The 19,164-nt window shown below is 66.9% G+C and carries 19 protein-coding genes, 1 tRNA gene and 1 other RNA gene; 8 read left to right on the forward strand and 13 right to left on the reverse strand.

The window, feature by feature from the left end:
• Positions 1-2: 2 nt before the first annotated feature.
• Positions 3-281 (reverse strand): hypothetical protein, encoded by a 279-nt coding sequence (locus tag LFM09_RS46010; RefSeq protein WP_414102970.1) that lies wholly within the window; start codon positions 279-281, stop codon positions 3-5.
• Between the two features lie 356 nt (positions 282-637).
• On the opposite strand from LFM09_RS46010, the gene LFM09_RS46015 reads away from it, so the two are divergent.
• On the forward strand, positions 638-970 hold the full coding sequence (locus LFM09_RS46015; RefSeq protein WP_414102971.1) for a hypothetical protein: 333 nt from the start codon (positions 638-640) through the stop codon (positions 968-970).
• A gap of 39 nt (positions 971-1,009) precedes the next feature.
• Complete coding sequence (locus LFM09_RS46020) at positions 1,010-2,494, forward strand: ABC transporter permease (RefSeq protein WP_414102972.1); 1,485 nt, start codon at positions 1,010-1,012, stop codon at positions 2,492-2,494.
• On the opposite strand, the gene LFM09_RS46025 is transcribed toward LFM09_RS46020, so the two are convergent.
• Both LFM09_RS46025 and LFM09_RS46030 read right to left on the reverse strand, forming a co-directional pair.
• The gene (locus LFM09_RS46025; RefSeq protein WP_414102973.1) at positions 2,491-4,065 is read right to left on the reverse strand and encodes a DUF6345 domain-containing protein; all 1,575 of its coding nucleotides are present in this window, start codon (positions 4,063-4,065) and stop codon (positions 2,491-2,493) included. The two genes, LFM09_RS46020 and LFM09_RS46025, sit on opposite strands and share 4 nt — an antisense overlap.
• A 155-nt stretch (positions 4,066-4,220) precedes the next feature.
• Entirely contained in the window at positions 4,221-5,345 is a 1,125-nt protein-coding gene (locus LFM09_RS46030; protein WP_414102974.1) for a threonine synthase, read from the reverse strand.
• 110 nt (positions 5,346-5,455) lie between these two features.
• Between LFM09_RS46030 and LFM09_RS46035 the strand changes: the two genes are divergently transcribed.
• Positions 5,456-6,655 (forward strand): S8 family peptidase, encoded by a 1,200-nt coding sequence (locus LFM09_RS46035; RefSeq protein ID WP_414102975.1) that lies wholly within the window; start codon positions 5,456-5,458, stop codon positions 6,653-6,655.
• Positions 6,656-6,693: 38 nt separating this feature from the next.
• Here LFM09_RS46035 and LFM09_RS46040 read toward each other — a convergent pair whose 3' ends face one another.
• Entirely contained in the window at positions 6,694-7,134 is a 441-nt protein-coding gene (locus tag LFM09_RS46040) for a hypothetical protein (RefSeq protein WP_414102976.1), read from the reverse strand.
• A gap of 58 nt (positions 7,135-7,192) precedes the next feature.
• An RNA gene (rnpB, locus tag LFM09_RS46045) (RNase P RNA component class A) lies at positions 7,193-7,573 on the reverse strand.
• 104 nt (positions 7,574-7,677) lie between these two features.
• Here rnpB and LFM09_RS46050 point away from each other — a divergent pair.
• Positions 7,678-8,199 carry an NAD(P)H-dependent oxidoreductase gene (locus LFM09_RS46050; protein ID WP_414102977.1) on the forward strand — a complete coding sequence of 174 codons (522 nt, stop codon included), beginning with the start codon at positions 7,678-7,680 and terminating at the stop codon, positions 8,197-8,199.
• On the opposite strand, the gene LFM09_RS46055 is transcribed toward LFM09_RS46050, so the two are convergent.
• Positions 8,196-9,275, reverse strand: coding sequence for a bifunctional RNase H/acid phosphatase (locus LFM09_RS46055; RefSeq protein ID WP_414102978.1), 1,080 nt, complete (start codon positions 9,273-9,275; stop codon positions 8,196-8,198). The genes LFM09_RS46050 and LFM09_RS46055 overlap by 4 nt on opposite strands.
• A gap of 62 nt (positions 9,276-9,337) precedes the next feature.
• On the opposite strand from LFM09_RS46055, the gene LFM09_RS46060 reads away from it, so the two are divergent.
• Positions 9,338-9,423, forward strand: a tRNA-Leu gene (locus tag LFM09_RS46060).
• On the opposite strand, the gene LFM09_RS46065 is transcribed toward LFM09_RS46060, so the two are convergent.
• From LFM09_RS46065 to LFM09_RS46090, 6 genes are all read right to left on the reverse strand, one after another.
• Positions 9,402-11,168, reverse strand: a complete 1,767-nt coding sequence (locus tag LFM09_RS46065) for a recombinase family protein (protein ID WP_414102979.1) — start codon at positions 11,166-11,168, stop codon at positions 9,402-9,404. The genes LFM09_RS46060 and LFM09_RS46065 overlap by 22 nt on opposite strands.
• 156 nt (positions 11,169-11,324) lie before the next feature.
• Positions 11,325-13,439, reverse strand: coding sequence for an FtsK/SpoIIIE domain-containing protein (locus LFM09_RS46070; RefSeq protein WP_414102980.1), 2,115 nt, complete (start codon positions 13,437-13,439; stop codon positions 11,325-11,327).
• A complete protein-coding gene (locus LFM09_RS46075) occupies positions 13,436-14,068 on the reverse strand; it encodes a hypothetical protein (protein ID WP_414102981.1) in 633 nt (210 codons plus the stop codon). Before LFM09_RS46075 ends, LFM09_RS46070 begins: the two co-directional genes overlap by 4 nt.
• Complete coding sequence (locus LFM09_RS46080; protein ID WP_414102982.1) at positions 14,065-14,397, reverse strand: hypothetical protein; 333 nt, start codon at positions 14,395-14,397, stop codon at positions 14,065-14,067. Before LFM09_RS46080 ends, LFM09_RS46075 begins: the two co-directional genes overlap by 4 nt.
• Entirely contained in the window at positions 14,394-14,732 is a 339-nt protein-coding gene (locus LFM09_RS46085; RefSeq protein ID WP_414102983.1) for a WhiB family transcriptional regulator, read from the reverse strand. The genes LFM09_RS46080 and LFM09_RS46085 overlap by 4 nt, the downstream gene beginning before the upstream one ends.
• Positions 14,725-14,922, reverse strand: a complete 198-nt coding sequence (locus LFM09_RS46090) for a helix-turn-helix domain-containing protein (RefSeq protein WP_414102984.1) — start codon at positions 14,920-14,922, stop codon at positions 14,725-14,727. Before LFM09_RS46090 ends, LFM09_RS46085 begins: the two co-directional genes overlap by 8 nt.
• 167 nt (positions 14,923-15,089) lie before the next feature.
• Between LFM09_RS46090 and LFM09_RS46095 the strand changes: the two genes are divergently transcribed.
• The 3 genes from LFM09_RS46095 (at position 15,090) to LFM09_RS46105 (ending at position 17,562) form a co-directional block, all read left to right on the forward strand.
• Positions 15,090-15,494 (forward strand): XRE family transcriptional regulator, encoded by a 405-nt coding sequence (locus LFM09_RS46095; RefSeq protein WP_414102985.1) that lies wholly within the window; start codon positions 15,090-15,092, stop codon positions 15,492-15,494.
• A gap of 146 nt (positions 15,495-15,640) precedes the next feature.
• Positions 15,641-17,215 carry a transcriptional regulator gene (locus LFM09_RS46100; RefSeq protein ID WP_414102986.1) on the forward strand — a complete coding sequence of 525 codons (1,575 nt, stop codon included), beginning with the start codon at positions 15,641-15,643 and terminating at the stop codon, positions 17,213-17,215.
• The gene (locus LFM09_RS46105) at positions 17,212-17,562 is read left to right on the forward strand and encodes a signal peptidase I (RefSeq protein ID WP_189251688.1); all 351 of its coding nucleotides are present in this window, start codon (positions 17,212-17,214) and stop codon (positions 17,560-17,562) included. The genes LFM09_RS46100 and LFM09_RS46105 overlap by 4 nt, the downstream gene beginning before the upstream one ends.
• Here LFM09_RS46105 and LFM09_RS46110 read toward each other — a convergent pair whose 3' ends face one another.
• Positions 17,563-19,122 (reverse strand): transcriptional regulator, encoded by a 1,560-nt coding sequence (locus tag LFM09_RS46110; RefSeq protein WP_414102987.1) that lies wholly within the window; start codon positions 19,120-19,122, stop codon positions 17,563-17,565.
• Positions 19,123-19,164: the final 42 nt, after the last annotated feature.

The raw sequence follows: 19,164 nt of genomic DNA on the forward strand, positions 1-19,164 counted from the left end.
TGTCAGCCTCCGACGAACAAGCCGGCGAGCCACTTGCCGATGTTCGAGCCCGCGTCGGTCGTGACCGCGAGCCCGATGATGGCCAGGGCGACGATCACACCACCGAGGCGGCGCATGACGCCCGCGTTGTCGCCTTTGCCACCTCCGAGCCAGAGCAGGAGGAGCGCGACGGTGAGCAGGAGCAGCGGAACGATGTTGTCCAGGATCCAGTCGCGGACATTGCCTGTGCCCGGCACCTGCGGCTGCTGCTGAGCGAGTGTCACCAGGTCCATGGCGGTCATTAGGTACTCCAGAGTGCGCTCGGGCTTGCGCTACGAGTAGAACACGAGTTCGTCACGAGGTGTGAAGCTGTTGGAGCGGGCTGTAGATCATCTGGCCGTTCCCCCTGGGAGGAATTACGTCTAATCTGGCCGACACATCATCACTGAGGAGACGTCAGTGGGGAACACCCGGCTCAAGATTCTCTCCGTCGCTGGCAAGGTTCACCCGACTGCGAACGCCCTGGTCACACACAGTGCGTGCGTCTCAAACATGCGCACGTGTCCACTCATGTGAACGCCCTGATCGGCCGGTTCGCGACCCCTTTGACCAGCACTGCGGGCGCGCTCCGGAGCGACGACTCCGAGGAGATTCGCCCATGCTCGAACCTGACCTCGTGCCGGACGGAAGTGTGGACGGAATCACAGCCTCCCCTAGTGCTCCAGGCGTAGCGGAGCCTACCGGGGAGGCGCCGCAATCCCGGCGCCGGGTCCAGCGGACGATCAACTTCGACAGGTCGGTGCTGGAGCGGGCTCGTGCGGCGGCCACCTATCTCGCCTCTTATGAGCCTCAGGCCGGGGTGCGGTCGTTGGCCGACATCGTGAACCCGGCGGTGCTGGCTTATGTGACCGAGTTGGAGGAGCTCTACAACGCCGGGGAGCCGTTCCGGCCGGTGTTGAGGATGCCTTCGGGGCGTCCGGCCAAGCGTTGAGTCTTCACAAGTTTGTGAAAGATGCGTAGCTTCTGAACCATGTTACGGTTCCTGCTGCGTCGTGACCGAGTCGTGCTCCCCGCCTGGATCGTGCTCATCGCAGGCGTGGTCCTCAGCACCACCGGCCAGTACAGCCGCATGTTCCCCACCCCTGAAGCCGCCCTCTCCTTCGCGCAGGACCTCGAAGGCAACACGGCGCTGACCGCGTTCACCGGACAGCTGACCGCGCCGACGTTGCACGGCCTGATCCTGTGGAAGATCGGCGACGTCGCGTTCACGCTGACCGCCCTGATGGCGATCCTCATCGTGCTGCGGCACACGCGCGCTGAGGAGGAGTCCGGCCGTCAGGAGCTGCTGCGCTCCACGCCGATCTCCCGGTACGCACCACTCGCCTCCGCGCTGGGTCTCGCGATGGGCGCGTCGTTGCTGGTCGGCACATTGGTGACGGTGATCGGCGGACTGAGGTTCGGGCTCGCGGTGGCCGCACCCGGACTGGTCTTCGCGGCGGTGGCCGCGGTGGCCGCTCAGCTGACCGAACGGTCCTCGACCGCCCACCTGATCGCGTGCGGGGCGCTGGGCGTGACGTACGGGGTGCGGTTCGCGGCGGACGGCAGCGGGGTGTTGTGGGCGCGCTGGTTCTCCCCCAACGGCTGGAGCCACCTGTTCCTGGTGTCGGACTGGGTGATCGTCGTGCCGCTGGTGGCCGCCGCCGTGCTGACCGCGATCGCGTTCCGGCTGAACTCAAGCCGCGACTTCGGGGCGGGGGTGGCGCCCTCGAAGCTGGGAAAGGCCGGTGGCGACGTCAACGTGCCGTGGCGGGTGCACCGGACTCAGCTGATCGGGTGGGTCACGGCGTTCGCACTGGCCGGGGCCACGATGGGCGGTGTCGCGGCGGGCATGCGCGGCACGATCGACGGCTCCTCTCCCGTCATGGGCGAGTTCCTGCACCGCTACGGCACCGGCACGATCGGCGACACGCTGCTGTGGATGATCATGGTCAGCCTGGGCGGCGCTGCTGCGTTGTTCCCGGTGCTCGTGGTGTTGCGGCTGCGGGCCGACGAGACGTCCGGACGGGCGGAGTTGTTGTTGTCGACGGCAATTGGCCGGATGCGGTGGGCTGCCGGGCATCTGGTTGTGGCCGTGGCGGGGACGCTGGCGATGATGGCCGTTGCCGGGCTCACCGCCGGACGTGGCGACCTGCATGTGCTCACCGCGGCGCTGCTCCAGGTGCCGGCCGCGCTGGTCGTGGGTGCGGTGGCGATGCTCGCCGTGGCCTTCGTGCCGCGTGCTGCGGCGGCGATCTCGTTCGTGGTGTGGCTGGTGGTCAACATGTTCGGTGAGATCGTCGGGCCGTCGCTGGGCATCGGCTACGACGTGGCGAACCTGGTGTCGCCGTTCCACTTCCTGCCTCGCGTGCTGACCGGCGAACAGCTCACCGCCGCGCCCCTGATCGGGCTCGCGGCGGTGGCCTTTCTGTTCAGTTCACTCGGCATGGCGAGGTTGAGGGTGCGCGACCTCGGTTAGCTGGCGCCGGAGATCCGCCAGAACCAGCCGTTCGGGAGCAGGTCCGGACCGACGGAACCCTTGCCGTGGAAGTAGTCGTCGATGTTGACGTACTCACCGGTGGCGTACTTGTAGACACCCATCGTCGCCCACCGCACGTCGGCCGGCTGCGTGTCGATGCTGGCCTGCGCCCACGCGTCGCGGACCTTCATCGGCTTGTTCCACCACAGGAACGGGTTGCGCCACATGTAGTGGCCGAACTTGCCGCCGTGGTTGGACGAGTTGTAGCTGACCGTGGTGAAGCTGTTGATCTGGTGCAGGCCGCGGAACGCCTGACCCCAGCGCTGCGCCCAGGTCTGGCCACCCGTGACGTCCTCGAGGATCAGGCAGGTGAAGAGGCTCATCCACTCGACGTCGTTCTGGCCCCAGCGCGCGTCGGTGTTGGCGAGCTTGGTGTCGTTGTGGTTGGAGCAACCGGTGAAGTAGAAACCGGTGCCGGAGCCGTGGCCCTGCCAGTAGGTCATGTCGACGTCGTCGGCCCAGTTGTTGTCGTCTCCGCCGGCGAACACCGGGTCCTTGAAGTCGCTCTCCCACGCGTTGCCGTCGAGCCACTTGAAGTTCCGGTTGATGCCGTGGGCACCGGCCTCCGCGTCGAAGCTGTTGACGTTGGCCACGGTGTTGGGCAGGCCGGCGCAGTTGCCGGTGCCCTCCATGCCGACCTCGCGGATCTCCTGTGCCTGCAACGTCTGCTCGCGCGGCGGCTGCGGTTCGGTCGGCTGGGGCAGCTCGGCTCCCACGGCCGCGGGCAGGGTGACGGCCTGAGCCGTGCCCTTGTCGGCGTTGCCACCGGTGCAGCGGAAGGACGGCTCGATCTTGTCGACCTTCTCCTCCAGCGGCGGCGCGACGTAGACGTAGTCGGCCCTGGCGTCGGCGCCGAGGAACTTCCGGCACAGCTGCGCACCGGTGGCGAGGTCGTGCACCTTGACCGTGCCCGCCTGGGCGAAGGTCCGGCTGGCGTGGCTGACGGCGGTCACGCCCTGCGCGTCGAACGCGACGCGGATGTTCGCGCCCTCACCTTCGAGCGGGATGCCGCCGAGCTGGAACGTGTAGGACACCGCCGTGTCGAGGTTCGTCGTGAGCGCGTTGCGCCCGTTGGCGTCTGCCAGCTCGAACGTCGTGTGCTGCGCGGTGGGCGTCGCGTTGGCCGGCAACACACCCGCCGCCCGCAGTCCTTCCTGCGCCCGCTTCGCCGCCTCGTCGGTCGGGATGGCCCTGATGCGCCTGAGCGCGTCGACGTCGAGCGCGGTCAACGTCGTGGGCTCGCCGTCCTCGTCCGGCTTGCCCTGTCCTTTGTCGACGGTCGGCACGTACTGGTACCGCTGCTCGTCGGCGAAGCTCACCGCGCCGAACTCGGATCTTTGGACGTCTTTGAGGCCGAACGCTCTTTGCAGCCTCTGCGCCTGCTCCTGGTCGAGACCGGAGCTCTTCACGCCGTACACGGGGAGCTCCGCGGCGTCGGCGGTCGCGACTCCGACCGCGCCCGCCGTGACGAGGCTGGACAGGGCCAGCACCACGGTCAGCTTGCGTTGCATGTCTCTTCCCTCCCTTGGGGACGGCCGGCTGCAGGGGCCGACCGTCTGACAGGAGGATCGGAGGTTCCGGGCCGTGATACCGGGAGTGGCCCGCTGAGACTTCGCAGCCACTCGAACGGCCGAAATTCTGTAACGCTCTTGGGGATTGCGGATACCTAGAGGCGGACACCCGGGTACTTGATGCCCGCGCCGGTGTTCAGCACGACCACCTCGTCATCCGATTTGAGCCAACCGTCCTTGCGCAACGCCCGGACCGCGCTGATCGTGGCAGCTCCTTCCGGGCAGAGGAAAACACCTTCGAGCCGCGCGGTTTCGTTGCGGTCGTGGAGGATCTGCGTGTCGTCCACGGCGATCGCGGTGCCATCGGTCTCCCTGATGGCTTGCAGGATGATGAAGTCCCCCAACGGTTTCGGCACGTTGATGCCGAACGCGTCGGTGTAGGCGTTCTCCCAGAACGTCGATTCAGCCGCGCCATCGTTGAACGCCCTGACGATCGGTGCGCAGCCGGTGGACTGCACGGCCACCAGACGCGGCAACGGTCCGTCGATCCAACCGAGTTCGCGCATCTCCTGCAGTGCCTTGTGAATCCCGATCAGCCCGACTCCCCCGCCGGTCGGGTAGATGATCACGTCGGGGACGCGCCAGCCGAGCTGTTCGACGATCTCGTAGCCCATCGTCTTCTTGCCCTCGATGCGATAGGGCTCCTTGAGGGTCGAGGCGTCGAAGAGATCGACGTCCTTGACGGCCTGCGCGGCGTCGGCGATGGTGCCCGGCACGATCCGGAGCTCGGCGCCGCTCGCCTCGACCTCCTCGCGGGTGATCAGCGGGGCGTCCTCGGGCATCGCGATGACGCTGCTGAGCCCGGCGCGGGCCGCGTAGAGGGCCCAGGCGGCGCCCGCGTTGCCGTTGGTCGGCATCTTGATGCCCTTGATGCCGAGCTCGCGGGCCCTGGCGACGCCGACGGCCGCGCCGCGGGCCTTGAACGAGCCGGTCGGGATGAGCGACTCGTCCTTCATGAGGATGTTCGCGTCCAGAGCCCGGCTGAGCGCGGGCAACGGGATCAACGGCGTCATGCCCTCGCCGAGGCTGAAGGCGGGATCAGGCGCGCGGACCGGGAGGACGTCGCGGTAGCGCCAGAGGCTGTTGTCCTGGGTGGGCCGGGCGACGCGCGTGAGGTCGTAGCGCGCCAGCAGCGGTGAGGCGCACTCGTGGCAGAGGTTCTGCACCTGGTCGGCGTCGTGGCGCCGGCCGCAACGGGCACATTCGAGGTGGGAGAGCACGGGTCCATCAATACAGGTCACCCAGTCGAGTTACCTCCGAACGGGGTAGCGCATCTGCCCGTTCGGGTGAGAGCATCGGGCACCCTGCTCAAGCGCCTTTGAGGAGAGACATGCGACGACTCACCGTCAAAGCCCTGTTCGCAGCTGTCCTGCTCGCCGCGGCCGTCCCTGCCGCGCCCGCCTCCGCCGCCACGCAGACCAGCGGCTACATCGTCCTCCTGAAGGACGGGGTGAGCGTGCCGAGCGTGACCGACTTCGCCGGCGTCACCGTGGAGAACCTCTACCAGTCGGCCGTGCGTGGTTACTCAGCGCGCATGACCGCCACGACAGCGGCACGTCTCGCCCGCGACTCGCGGGTCGCACTCGTGCAGCCGGACGGCGTGGCCTCCATCGCCGCCCAGACCCTGCCCACGGGTGTCGACCGCATCGACGGCGAACAGAGTCCGACCGCCAGGATCAACGGCACCGACGAGCGCGTGAACGTCGACGTCGCCGTGATCGACACCGGCGTCGACCTCGACCACCCGGACCTCAACGTCAACACCGCGAAGGCGAAGAACTGCTCCACCGGCCGCAGCGCGGACGACGGCAACGGCCACGGCACCCACGTGGCCGGCACGATCGGCGCGCTCGACAACAGCACCGGTGTGGTGGGCGTGGCTCCCGGTGCCCGCATCTGGCCGGTCCGCGTGCTCAACAACCAGGGCAGCGGCTCGTTCTCGGCCATCATCTGCGGCATCGACTACGTGACCGCGCACGCGAGTGAGATCGAGGTCGCGAACATGAGCCTCGGCGGATCGGGCAGCGACAGCGCCTGCGGGTCCAACAAGGACGCGATGCACGAGGCGATCTGCCGCTCGGTGTCCGCCGGCGTGACCTACGTCGTGGCCGCCGGCAACAGCTCGGCGAACTCGGCGTCCTTCGTGCCCGCCACCTACGAGGAAGTCATCACGGTCAGCGCGCTGGCCGACTTCAACGGTCGCGCCGGCGGCGGCGCGGCGTCGACGTGCCGCGCGGACGTCGACGACACGTTCGCCGACTTCTCCAACTACGGCGCGGACGTGGACGTCATCGCGCCCGGCGTGTGCATCCAGTCGACGTGGAAGAACGGCGGCTACAACACGATCTCCGGCACGTCGATGGCCAGCCCGCACGTCGCGGGTGCCGCCGCGCTGTACAAGTCGACCCACCCGAGCGCGTCTCCCGCGGCGGTGAAGTCCGCTCTGCGGTCCGCGGGCAACTCCAACTGGAACACCGCGACCGACCCGGACAGCACGCACGAACCGCTGCTGAACGTCGCAACGTTCTGAATCGCAACGGTGCCGGGCGGGAATCCCGCCCGGCACCATCACTTTTGGGGCTGTGAACCGATCTCGCTCCTGATCGCGGCGTACAGCGCGGGATCAAGCCGTTCGACGACGGGCAGGTAGTCCGGCACGTCGAGGTTCTCCAGCACGTACACGCGCAGGCCGTACCTGGTGTCCTCCCACGGGGGAGGCTCCAGTTCCCACGCCTCGCGAACGACCCGCAACAGTCTGGCCACCCACTGCTCGTCCATCGGCCTGGCATCGAGCGCCGGCTGGATCAGCGGGTACCACAACACGTCGCGAGCGGTGTCCATCGGCTGGATCGGCTGCAGTTCCCGGTCGTGGTCGATCGCTTCCTCGACCTCGGCCATGATCCGTTCCGCGAAGAACGGGCGCGACTCAGGCAGGCTCATCCAGACGAAGTCGCCGAGGAGCCCGATGCTCCACCGCATCCTCCGCGGTGGTGGCGGTTGCTCAGCCATGGCCAACCCCTCACGCCGTTCCGCAGTTCGGACAGGCCGGACGAGGCAATCGATGAGGCGGATGAGCCGGCATGTAAGCCGGATCCTGTTCATGGGACCGGAGTCCCACTTGGCGGCCATCCATCTGGGCCTGCCGTTGCCGACAGGCTCTAGCGGCCTACCCGCGAGCATCGGGCGGGCCGCCCTCGAACGCTCGCGCAGGCGCTTTCGCGCCCTCTTGGCCTTGCTCCGGGTGGGGTTTACCTAGCCGCCCCAGTCACCTGGGGCGCTGGTGGTCTCTTACACCACCGTTTCACCCTTACCCCGGCTCGCGCCGAGGCGGTCTGCTTTCTGTGGCACTGTCCCGAGGGTCACCCCTGGTTGCCGTTAACAACCACCCTGCCCTGTGGAGTCCGGACTTTCCTCGACAGTCACCTGCCGCGGCCGCCCTGCCGACTCATCCGCACTCACCAGGATATCCCAGCGTCTGGGACTGGTTGTTCACTGGTCCGGACGTTGGTTCACTCGGTGCCATCACACGACGTCGCAACGGAGTGCCTGGCCATGTCCGATCTGCTGATCATCTCCGGCGCGCCGTCCCCTGCCGCGCCGACCGGTGTGGTGGTGTCGCACGTCTCCGCGGTGCTTGAGGCCGCGGGCCACCACGTGTCGTTGCTGGACGTGCGCGCGCTGCCCACGTTGTCGCTCCTGACCGAGGACCTGCGCGACCCCGAGATCGCCGCCGCAGTCAGCGGCGTGCTGACCGCGGACGGCGTGGTGGTGGCGTCACCCGTCTACCGCGCCGCCTACAGCGGGCTCGTGAAGGCGTTGCTCGACCTGCTGCCGAAGAAGGCACTGCGCGGCCGCGCGGTGCTGCCGTTGGCGACAGGTGGCAGCCAGGGCTTCCTGGTCGCGATGGACTACGCCCTGCACCCGCTGCTCGCGGCCAAGGGCGCCGACCAGGTGGTGCGCGGCGAGTTCGTGCTGGACCAGAACGTCGGTTCCGCTGATGCGGCCGCCGCACTGGACGCAGCGGCCGACCGGTTCATGCACGCCCTGACGCCACGTCTGCGCCGCGCGTCCTAGCTCAGGTGCGAGGTGTCGTTCACGAGCTTCACCGACGCGTGCCCGTCCGGGTAGAACTCGGCGATCGACACACCCGTCAGGTCGAGGTGCATCCGGAACAGGAACTGCGGCCCCACGTCCAACGCCTGCCGCAACATGGTCTTGATCGGCGTGACGTGGCTGACCAGCACCAACGTCTTGCCGCCGTACCGCGCGATGATCTCCGTGCGCGCCTTCCGCACCCTGGCGCCGACCTCGTCGAAGCTCTCGCCTTCCGGCGGCCTCACCGAGGTGTCGCCCAGCCATCGGCGGTGGATCTCCGGGTCCTGCCGCGCCGCCTCCGCGAACGTCAGCCCTTCCCAGGTGCCGAAGTCGGTCTCGATGAGCCCCTGATGGGTGATCACCTGGATTCCCGTGGCGTCACCGAGCTTCTGGGCGGTCTGGGTCGCGCGCTGCAGCGGCGAGGAGATGATCGCCGCGATGTCGTCCACTTTGGACAGCCGCTGGGCGGCCTTGGTCGCCTGCTCCAGCCCGAGCTCCGTGAGCTGGTGATCACCGCGCCCGGAGTAGCGGCGCTCGACGGACAGCTTGGTCTGCCCGTGCCTGAGCAGGATCACCCGAGTCGGATCGCCCGTGGCACCACTCCAGTGCGGCTGCTTGTCGCCTTCCTTGGTCTCGTCCTTGGCCTCGTCCTTGGTCTCGCCGTCCATGGCCTCGTTGGCCAGCCGGTCCGCCTGCCGGTTGCGCTCGCGCGGGATCCACTCGTACGTGATCCGGCCGAACGTGCGCGCCAGCTGCTGGGCCTCGAGCGCGAGCGGCTGCATCGACGGGTGCTTGATCTTCCACCGGCCGGACATCTGCTCGACGACCAGCTTCGAGTCCATCCGCACGTCAACGGTCTCGGCGTGGAGCTCCTGGGCGGCCCTGAGCCCGGCGATGAGGCCCTGGTACTCGGCGACGTTGTTGGTCGCGATCCCGATGTACCCCTTGCGCTCGGCCAGCGTCTCACCGCTCAGCTTGTCGCGGACAACAGCCCCGTAACCAGCAGGTCCGGGGTTGCCCCGGGACCCGCCGTCGGCCTCGACGATGACCTTCACGCCGGCGATCCTATCCCCGCGTTCGGGCCCTGCGGGGCGGTGCTATACGATCACTCCCATCAGTCTGGGTGGCGGAATGGCAGACGCGCTAGCTTGAGGTGCTAGTGCCCGAAAGGGCGTAGGGGTTCAAGTCCCCTCTCGGACACCAGCTTTATCCCTACCGACAGGGCGGATGCTCGCATCGAGCGTCCGCCCTTCGGCGTTGTAGACGGTCTCCAGGTTCAGCTTCTCGTAGAGTTTCTGCAGCTCATCGGGCTCGCCCCGACGCGTCATGCTCCTCACGTCGCCGAGCGCGTCGATCATCGCGTAGATCTCGGCGACACTCCGGCCTCGACCACGCTTGGGCGTCCCAGCCAGTTCGGCTTGAGCCGCTGCCCGCTTCTCCTCGGCTTCGTTGATCGCTCCGACAAGTGCTTCTGGGTTCACGCCGGCCGCGATCGCGTCCTGGAATCTGCGCAGCTTCGCCTCCGCCTCGGTGAGCCGCTTCTGTGCTGCTGTGTGATCGCTCACCCCGGCTTTGTCGTCGTCTTGAGAAGCCGCCAACGCCGAAACCGTGCTGTCGACGTTCTCAGGGGCGAAGAGCCGATCAATCCACTCATTGATCCGATCGACCACTACAACCTCGTTCAAGTACACGTTCTCGGGATGCCCGTTGAGAGCAGGCGAACCAGGCACCATCGTCCGAAGCGCACAGCGGTAGTAGGTCCGGGCGCCGGTCGGTGTGCCTTCCATACGCCGCTTGCAATAGCCACACTTCACCCGCCCGCGCAGTGGATAGATCCGCTTAGTCGGCTTCGACCCACGCACCAACCTCTTTCCCGCCGAGAAGCCGCCAGCCGCCCGAGACCGCCTCAACAACTGCGACTGAACGAACTCTTCGACCTCCACGATGTGCGGATGCGCCTTCTTGCGAGAACGCACGACACGATCAGGCGCCGACCTGCGAAACCGGATGACGTGCCCAGCGGCGACGTCGTCTGGATCGAGCAGCATCTCTTGCCGAGTCCACCGCCCGAAGAAGGCGAAGCCCGTGTAGCGAGGGTTGTCCAGAATCGCTCGCACGGTGCTGCCCTGCCACCCGTCGGCGAGCCGATGCCGATTCTGATCCGGACGACGCGCTGAGGGGCATGGAACGCGGTCTCGGTTGAGGCGATTCGCAATGGCGCGATCGCCCATCTCCCCGGTCAGGTACATGGCGAAGATCTGCCGCACCACCTCGGCGCTCGGCTCGTCGATCGCCAGCACCCGCAAGCGGCCTCCCTCAGCCGCCTTTCTCGGGTTCGGATGCGGACCGCCGTCCACAACGTTGTAGCCGTATGGCGCCCGCCCACCTTGGTGCCGTCCTTCGTTGACCACCTGGGCATCCATCGCAGCCCGAACACGCGCTTGCACGTGCTGACGCTCCGACTCACTCATGCCGCCCAACATGCTCATCAGCATCTTGTGCGAGGGATTCCGTGAGTCGTACTTGGCGCCGAGTTCTGGCACCCACAAGTCCACGCCGTACGCAGCGAACTTGGGAGCGACCAACGAGAACTGGTTACCGAACCAGCATCGGGTCCCCTCGCCCACAACAATCGCGCTCCAGCCCCGATTCGGGTCCTTCAGCGCAGCCAGCAAGCGAGATGCCTCAGGACGTCGCTCCCACGGCACCGACCGGGATTGGCCGATATCGAAGAACTCCTCAACGATCACGCCACCCAGCGGCTCGACCAGCTTCTCGGCGTTCCCGTACTGCCATGCGCGAGAGGTCTTCGGGTCTTGGTTGTCCTCGGTCGAGCACCGACCGCAGAACGCAACCGGTCCGATGCCCTCGCCAACCGGCTCCTCCACCTCAATACCGAGCAGCTCATCGAGCTTGCTCCACGGGTCTCGACTGATATCAACAGTCATCCGCCCTCCCTTCCCGAGGCTCGTCGAGAGCCTCGACCTCGGTCAGCCTGATCAGCATGCCTAGCAGTATGCGGCTTACATCCTTGGTGAGAACAGGTAGTTCACTTGGCGGGTTGAACCTGAGTTCACCGTCCTTCGCGTCGTCAGGAGTCACGATCAGCCGCCTTCAGTGTTCGGCGGTGTGCTGATTTCAGCACTGGAAGCCGTGCGCTCAACCGCCGCACGAAGGTCGGCCGTGAGGTAGCCGCGCACTCGACGCGTGCCCTCGTCGGTCGTGATGTACTGCCGCGTCGGCCGACACCCCAGCTCGCCCATCTCCAGGCCGAACGCGGTCACCTCGACTTCCAGCACCTCCACCAGTTCGGCGGAAGGCACGAACTCGCGCTCGTTCAGATCATCGCCGAGGTACTCGACGACTGACGCCAACGGCTCGGGAAGCTCGACCTCGGCCAGGCTCGCCACGGCTGCGGTTCCGATGGCCTTGACCGCCGCTGCCCGGTCCAACATCGGCGGCACGTCATGCCCTGCCGCGTGTCCGCTCAACGTCCCTTCTGCCTCACGCAAGGCGCGGCCTCGCTCGCAGATCTCCCGCCAGTCCTCGTTCGGCATGTAGTACGTCCGCACGGTCAGCGCGAGCACGTCAGCCCCGGCTTGCGTCTCGCCGTCCGGTCGCAGGATGCCCACACCACGATGGGACGGCAGTAGTCGGCTGCTGTCGTATCCGCGCGTGTTCATCTGCTCGCCGAGGATGATGTTGCTGTCGCGGAAGTCCATAACGCGCAAGGCAAAACGCGAGCCGAGCACCGCACGGAGTTTGGTCGGGATGGTCTTGCTGTCCGGCCGCTGTGTCGCGAGAACGAGGATGATGCCGGCCGCCGGGGCCTTCTTCGCGAGCCACGTCAACAGCTCACCGATGTACTCCCCTGCCGTGAGCTTCTTCCCTTGCACCTCAACGGGAGTGCGGTCCTCCAGTGCGATGTGGACCTCATCGACGATCAGTGCCGTGATCGGCATACCCAGCGACTGATCGCGAGACATGTCCGGCGTCACCTTCGACTCGGGACAGGTCACGTCGTCAAGGTCCTGCATCCGCCGGTAGCGGTTCTGGACATCGGCGACCAGCTCAACAAGCCAGTCGAGGAACGCCAGCACGTGCTCAGCGTCGTCGCCAGCCATGAACCGGTGGGCCACCTTCTCGGCAGCCTTCCAGTCCTTCCCGTTCTTGAAGTCCGCGACGTACAGCCGAACATGCGGGTCCAAGATCAAGCCCGCGGCTGCCAACCGTTCCGCCATCGTCTTGCCCTGACGGGGAAGCGCACCGATCAGGAGCGACGTCCACACCAGTGGCAGCGTGATCCGCCTGCCGCGCGCGTCAGTGCCGAACGGCACCGGCCGCCACGCGTCCCACCGCTCGACCGCCAGCAAAGGTGTCCGAATCGGTGACTTGGCGTACGGGTCCTCATCGGCCACCCACATCGCGACGCGTCCGGCGTGCCCACCGTTGCCGCGCACGCGCTCGACGCTGAGCTGGATCTCATCCACCGCCAAGGCTGACGCAAGGTCTTCACGGTGCTTCACCACGTCAGCCGCTTTGCGGGTGGCGGGGAGATCGACCGTGACGGCCCATCCCCCACCCTGATGCTTAGCTCGCTCGACGAGCCGCAGGGTTTCGTCTTTGCCGATCAGCTTCGCGTCGCGGAAGGCGTCGACAAGGATCTGAGGGTCCATCGTCCACGCGAGCGAGCGTGGCCCGGCGAGCACGGCCTTCCGTCCGGGGTTTCCGTCCTTCTGTCTGCCGAGGAACGCCAACGCCGTTGAGCCACCTACGCCGGCGATCCACAACACTCGGTGGCCGTAGACAAGATCGAGGATCGCAAGGGAGACAACGGAAACCGCGAGTACGGCGCCGGTCACCTTCCACCGGAACAACGTCAGTCCACGGATCTCAGCGAACTTGTCCGCCAACTTCTCCGACTGCTCGGCAGCCTCGCGATAGTCGTGCACTCGCACCCACAGCCGCCAGCCGCGTACCGCGATCACCAGCCCGCGACCAGTGGCCCGGATGGAGCGAACCGGTGACCGCACCAGCCACCCGAGCCCGTCCTTCACCGCGTACCCGAGTGCCTGTCGTGACTTCAACGCCGCCGGAACGACCCGCGACCGCTGCCACCAACTCGCAACCCTGTGAACCTGCGGCTGCACCGCGTCCGGCTGGTCGTCGACGAGTTCGCCGTCGAACACCGGTCCCGCCGGAACGATCTCGCCGTTCACGGCTGCACCTCGGCGTTCAACGCCGCAGCAAGTCGCGACGACAGACCGCGCGAGCACTCCGTCACCTCACGCACCCATGCGGGTGTCACCGTCACGTCCGGCGTTCGAGCCGCCTTGGCGACCGCGAGATAGTCAGCGAACGACGTCCTCGGATTCGCGGGCTTCTTCGGAAGACTCGGCGAAGCCGGTGGTTCTACCGGCACGGCCGTGAACGCGACGGCCCCCGAGCCGAGCTTGTCCCGAAGATCCGTCACGGCCTCCGTCGCGACGAACACGACGAGCGGCGGCACCGAATGCAGCACCACCAGCGCGGCCGATCCTGCGGCGTACGCACTCCAGGTGTTCATGACGTACGTCGCGCCGAGCGTGAACCACTTGGCGGCTCGAACCCAGCCACCCATGCGGATGCCGTGTCGTGCCGTGACTTGCTCGGCCCGAAGGATCGCCAGGAGCACCAGCGACACCATTGGGTCGAGCAGCCACGCGGCGGACCAGGCGAGCGACCACGCCGGAGCACCAGCCGCCGCGAACTGCTGAACGTTGGTCATCGTAAACGCCAGCCCGAGCAGGATTCCCGTCCAGCACAACCGATCCACCTGCACCGCCACGCGCTCGATCGGCTCGCTCATCGGCGTTCACCGCCTCGGCGGCGCGGCTCGTATGTGGTGACGGTCAGAGCCTTGGTGAGCGTGTACGACGCGAACAGCGCTGGGATGGCGAGCACCCCAACGAGCAGCCAGCCGCTTCCTCCCTGAGTGATCACGATCCACTGCGCCACGACGATCAGCGCGGCGTTGAACAGAACGCGCCCGGCGAGCGAGACGAACCGTGCGCCAGTACGTGCCGCGCTCGCCGCCGCTTTCGCTCGACAGGACGCCGTTCGCCAGACGAAGACCAGGACCAGGAGCGCGCCGACGCCTGCCATGACCTGAGTCGGGGCGAGAGTGAGAGCGTTCATGAACGCGGCCCCCTCTCGAAGCGTTCACCGCGTCGGAGCCAGTGCGGGTACAGCTCCCGCCGCTCGTCGTCGGTGAGCGCACCCCACACGCCGGTGGTGTTCTCGCCGGCGGTGCGCAGCTCCAGTTCCAGGCACTCGTCTCGCACGGGGCACCCGGCACAGGTGCGCTCGGCGAGTTCGTGATCGGTCAGTTCGTCGCCGGCGTCCGGTGGTTCGTTCGTGAACGCCCAAATACACAGGCCGTCACGCTCGACCACCTCGGAGAGTTGTTCGGTCGGTACCCAACGCAAGCGGTCCAACGACCACGCGATGCCGATCAGTCGGTCGTCAGTCACGGAGCACCCCCGGACCGGCGTTGGCGAGCAGCGGCAGGAGCGCACTTGCGGGGATCACGAGCTGACCGCGACGGCGCTCAGTGCGGAGCTTGCCGAGTCGGATGGCGCGGCAGACCTCGGCCTTGTCGACGCCGAGGACCCACGCGGTCTCGCGGATGGTGTGCGCGGAGGCAGACATAGAGGTACGCATGAGGAATGAACCTTTCTACGAGAAATGATGATTTCAGTTACTAGACGATTGATTTCAGCACTCACGAAGGCGTGCGAGGTCGCGAACGGCGCGTGAAACGCTGTGTCACGCCGCTAGGTGCGAATCGGTGACTAATCTCTGCGTCGAGGCGGAACGCGGAGGAATACGTGTCGGAGGATTGGGCGGCAGTCGCCAAGGCGATCAACGAGCGCGTGAATGAACTGGGATTGCGCCAGAAGGAACTCGCCGAGCGGTCGCATGTGTCGCTCGCGATCGTGCGCGAGGTTCAGCACAACCTCGTCGAGCGCCGGCGGAGCCCTCGAACCCTCGAATCCCTGTCCACGGCCCTCGGCTGGCACCCACAGCACCTGGAAGCCGTGCTGCGTGGCCGTACGCCTCCCGAGGTCGGCGACCCGGTCGTGGACCTTGCCGACACGCTCTGGACCCGGATGGACCGAGTCGAGGAGCGACTCGAAGACATCACCGAGCGGCTTGACGCTCTCAGGTCGGATATCGCATCGGTAATGGGCCAGGTTGCGGACGTCGCGAAGCATGTCCGCGGTCGTCAGTAGTGCGGTGTCTTTGCTGGTGAAGCGGCTGTTTTCCATGGCTCTAATTCCACTGCGGAATCACCCTGGAACCCATGCAAGACCTATGCAAAACCACCACAAGACCGCCACAAGTTCCCTGCAAATCGCGCTTCGGGGGTAGCGACGAGATGAGCTTGAACAACGGCTGGACGGGCGCCGACGCGTGCGCGCTACAGGAGGCACTACGGCTTAGCCAGGAGGGGTTCGCCGAGCACCTCGGCATCCACTCGCGAACCGTCGGCTACTGGCACCAAAACCCCAGCTCACGCCCCAAGTCCGAGGGCCAGCAGATCTTGGACGCCGCGCTTGATCGAGCGTCTGCCGATGTCCAGGCACGCTTCGCTGAGCTGCGCACCGGCACAACACCCGCCGCGACCGAACCGCCACCGGACAGCGCGGCGACCGAGGCCGAACAACGGCTCGCCGCCGATCCGAACATCGTCGCCGCGCTCGACTGGCTCGACGAGCACGCGACGCGCGAGCCCGGAACGGCCCGCCGTGCAGTCGCGTCCCGCCTCGCCCAGGTTGACGTGAACTCCTTGCGCGACAGGGGAAGCCGTCGCGGACGCGTCGATCAGCGGAAGGTCGCCCAGGCACTCGCGGACTACTACGGTCGCGGTTCCGACGGCTATGGCCGATATGCCGCACGGTTCGGCGACGTCGAGGCGGACACGAGCATCCTCACGCGCTCCGACTGGCTCGACCTCGACTGCCCGATGATCGCGAGCCACGACCGCCTCAAGCTCATGCGCGCGGCTGGCGCCGCGCCGGTAACCCTCGACGAGGAAGCGTTCGACCAGGCCGTTCAGCGACTCGCCGAGTCGCTCGCCCTCGGCGTCCGATTCGTCAACATGCCGCTGTACCGCCTCCTCGGCGTCGACATACAGAGGGAGTCGATCGGCGGCACGGTCGGTATCGCGTCGTTCGTCGAGTACATCGTGACGATGGATCTCCTCGAAGGAGAGCTGGTCGACGCGCTGGCCGGCGGCGTTCACGCGGGCGAACTTCCGCTTCGTGACCGCTACCTGCCGGACCTCGACACCGTGCTGGACGTAGGAGGACGCCTCACCGCAGGCGGCACGCTTGCCCTGTGTGCGTTCGCTCGACCGGCCGACCCTTTCCGAGGTCCAGCGGACTACGTTCTCCTGGTGCAGGAGCGCTCAGGTCACGTCATCAACGCCGCGCGTCGGCTTGCCGTGATCCCGAAGGGCTTCCACCAGCCGCTGGTGGACTTCCGAGCCGACGCCCAGGTAGGCGCGACGATGCGCCGCGAGATGGAAGAAGAGCTGTTCGGCCGCCACGACATCGACAACACGGTGGGCGACCAGCGCAGCGCCGACCCGATGCACCCGAGCCGCCTTTCCGAGCCAATGCGCTGGCTCCTCAGCGAGCCGGGACGTCTGCGGATGGAGTGCACGGGCTTCGGGCTGAACCTCGTCAGCGGGAACTTCGAGTTCCCGAGCCTGATCATCGTTGATGACGAGGAGTTCTGGCAGCGGTACGGCGGGCAAATTGAGGCCAACTGGGAGACGGCGAACCTTCGCCAGTACTCCAGCGCAGACGCCGAGCTCGTCGAGGAACTCGCGGCCGACGTAGCGTGGAGCAATGAGGGCCTGTTCGCGCTCCTGCAAGGACTTCGCCGACTCAGCGAGATCGGCGGTAGCCGCGTGAACGTGCCAACGATCGAATGGGAGATACGGTGACCGCGAACTGGAGCCAGGGCAACGCTGCTGAGGATGGAAGCGCTACTCGCGGCTGGCTAGTCGGGCACTTCATCGACCCGTCCGAGGGCGTCCGGTCCTCAAAGGACGTCGAGGTCAAGTGGTTCAATCACCCCGCCGGCGACAAGCGTGTGGAATGGACCTCAGATGACCAGCGCACGACCCTCGTTCTTTTGGTACAAGGGAACTTCCGCGTTGACCTAACCGAGGGCAGCGCCACGATGACGCGCCAGGGCGACTACGTGATGTGGGGCCCCGGCATCGACCACTCGTGGGAAGCGATTGAGGACTCGGTGGTCATGACGGTCCGCTGGCCGTCGCAAACGTGATCAGTCGCTGAGTCGCCACTCGACCGGCGGCAGACTCACGCGGTCGCCGCCGATCTCGCGTAGCCGACGCAGGCCCTGGAGCATTGCGAACAGCCCCTCGTTGCTCCAGGCCTCTTGCGAGATCAACTCGCTTACCAGGTCGCCGTCGAGGCTGGAGTACAGCCGCAGTCCGCTTGCTTCCCAGTTGGCCTCGACCTGTCCGCCGAACTGGTGCCAGAACTCCTCGTCCTCGATCACGACGAGACTCGCGAACTCGTAGTTCCCACTGACAAGGTTCAGCCCGAAGCCGGTGCACTCCATCCGCAACCGCCCCGGTGCCCCGGTCAGCCACTTCATCGGCTCCGATCGTCGGCTCGGATGCATCGGTACCGCCGAGCGCGCGGCACCCACCGTCGCATCGACGTCATGACGGCCGAACAGCTCCTCTTCCAGCTCTCGCCGGAGCGTCGCGCCCACCGCCGCATCGGCTCGGACATCGGTCAGAGGCTGGTGGAAACCCTTCGGGATCACCGCGAGCCGCCCAACGGCGTTCAGCACCTGGCCGGAACGCTCCTGCACCAGCAGGGCGTAGTCCGCCGAACCGCGGACTTGATCATGCGGCCGAGCGATCGCACACAGAGCCAGAACACCACCGGCACATACGCGATCGGACAGATCGTGTACCGCATCGAGAGTCGGCAATCGCTTGTCCCGCAAGAGAGTCCGGCGAGCAAGGCTTCCAGATCCAACGGCATCGGTCAGTTCCTGTTCGAGCAGGTCGGCCGTCAACGCGTACTCGACGAACGGCACGATGCCGACGCGCCCCCGCACCCGCCCAGGACCGACGTCCACGCTTCGCAGGCGGTACAGCGGCAGGTTGGCGAAGCGCACGCCGAGTGCGACCGACTCCGCGAGCCGCGACAGGGCCGCCGACGCCTCGACGTCGTCCAGCGCCCGGTGATCGCCGATCTCCTCAGCGAGCGTCAGCTCACCACGGGCACCGCCCAGCGGGCAGGCCAGGTCAAGCCATTCCGCGCGGCTCACGATGCTGGTCAGGACCTCGGTGTCCGCACAGATCGCCCGATAGACGCCCTGGTCACCGTAGTACTCGACGAGCGCGCGAGCCAACGCCGTTCGCCCAACCCTCGCCCGCCGCGCTCCCCGATCCAGCAGCGCCCCGAGGTCGAGCGCTTCCAACCTCGCGCGCACCTTCGAACGGCCCGTTCCTGGCTGCCACCCGGCGCGTTCGTCGAGCCAGTCAAGGGCAGCAGCCAACTCGAACGCGTCCCGTTCCGGCCGTTTTGGCGTGTCGATCTCGGGCGGCTTCGGTGGAGACAACAGGTCATCAATCCCGACCTCGAAGATCCGTTCCAGCAGGCGCGCGGTCGCCGGCTGAACAGTCGGCCCGAGTGGTTCCCCAGAAGCCTTCCGACCAGCGATGAGCCGCTGTAGATGACGCTTGCCGATCGTCCCCATCTCGTTGTGCTCGCGTGCGAACGCCTCGGCGAAGTCGATGAACTCCTGGAGGGTCTGACGCCGTTCCCGGATCTTCTGCTCCAGGACCGTCCGGAACGTCCGCACGCCGTCCCACCTCCCGATTCGCCCATGTCGTCTACATGTCGC

Origin of the sequence: Lentzea alba (assembly GCF_047445655.1) — a bacterium.
GTDB classification, from domain to species: Bacteria; Actinomycetota; Actinomycetes; order Mycobacteriales; family Pseudonocardiaceae; genus Lentzea; species Lentzea alba_A.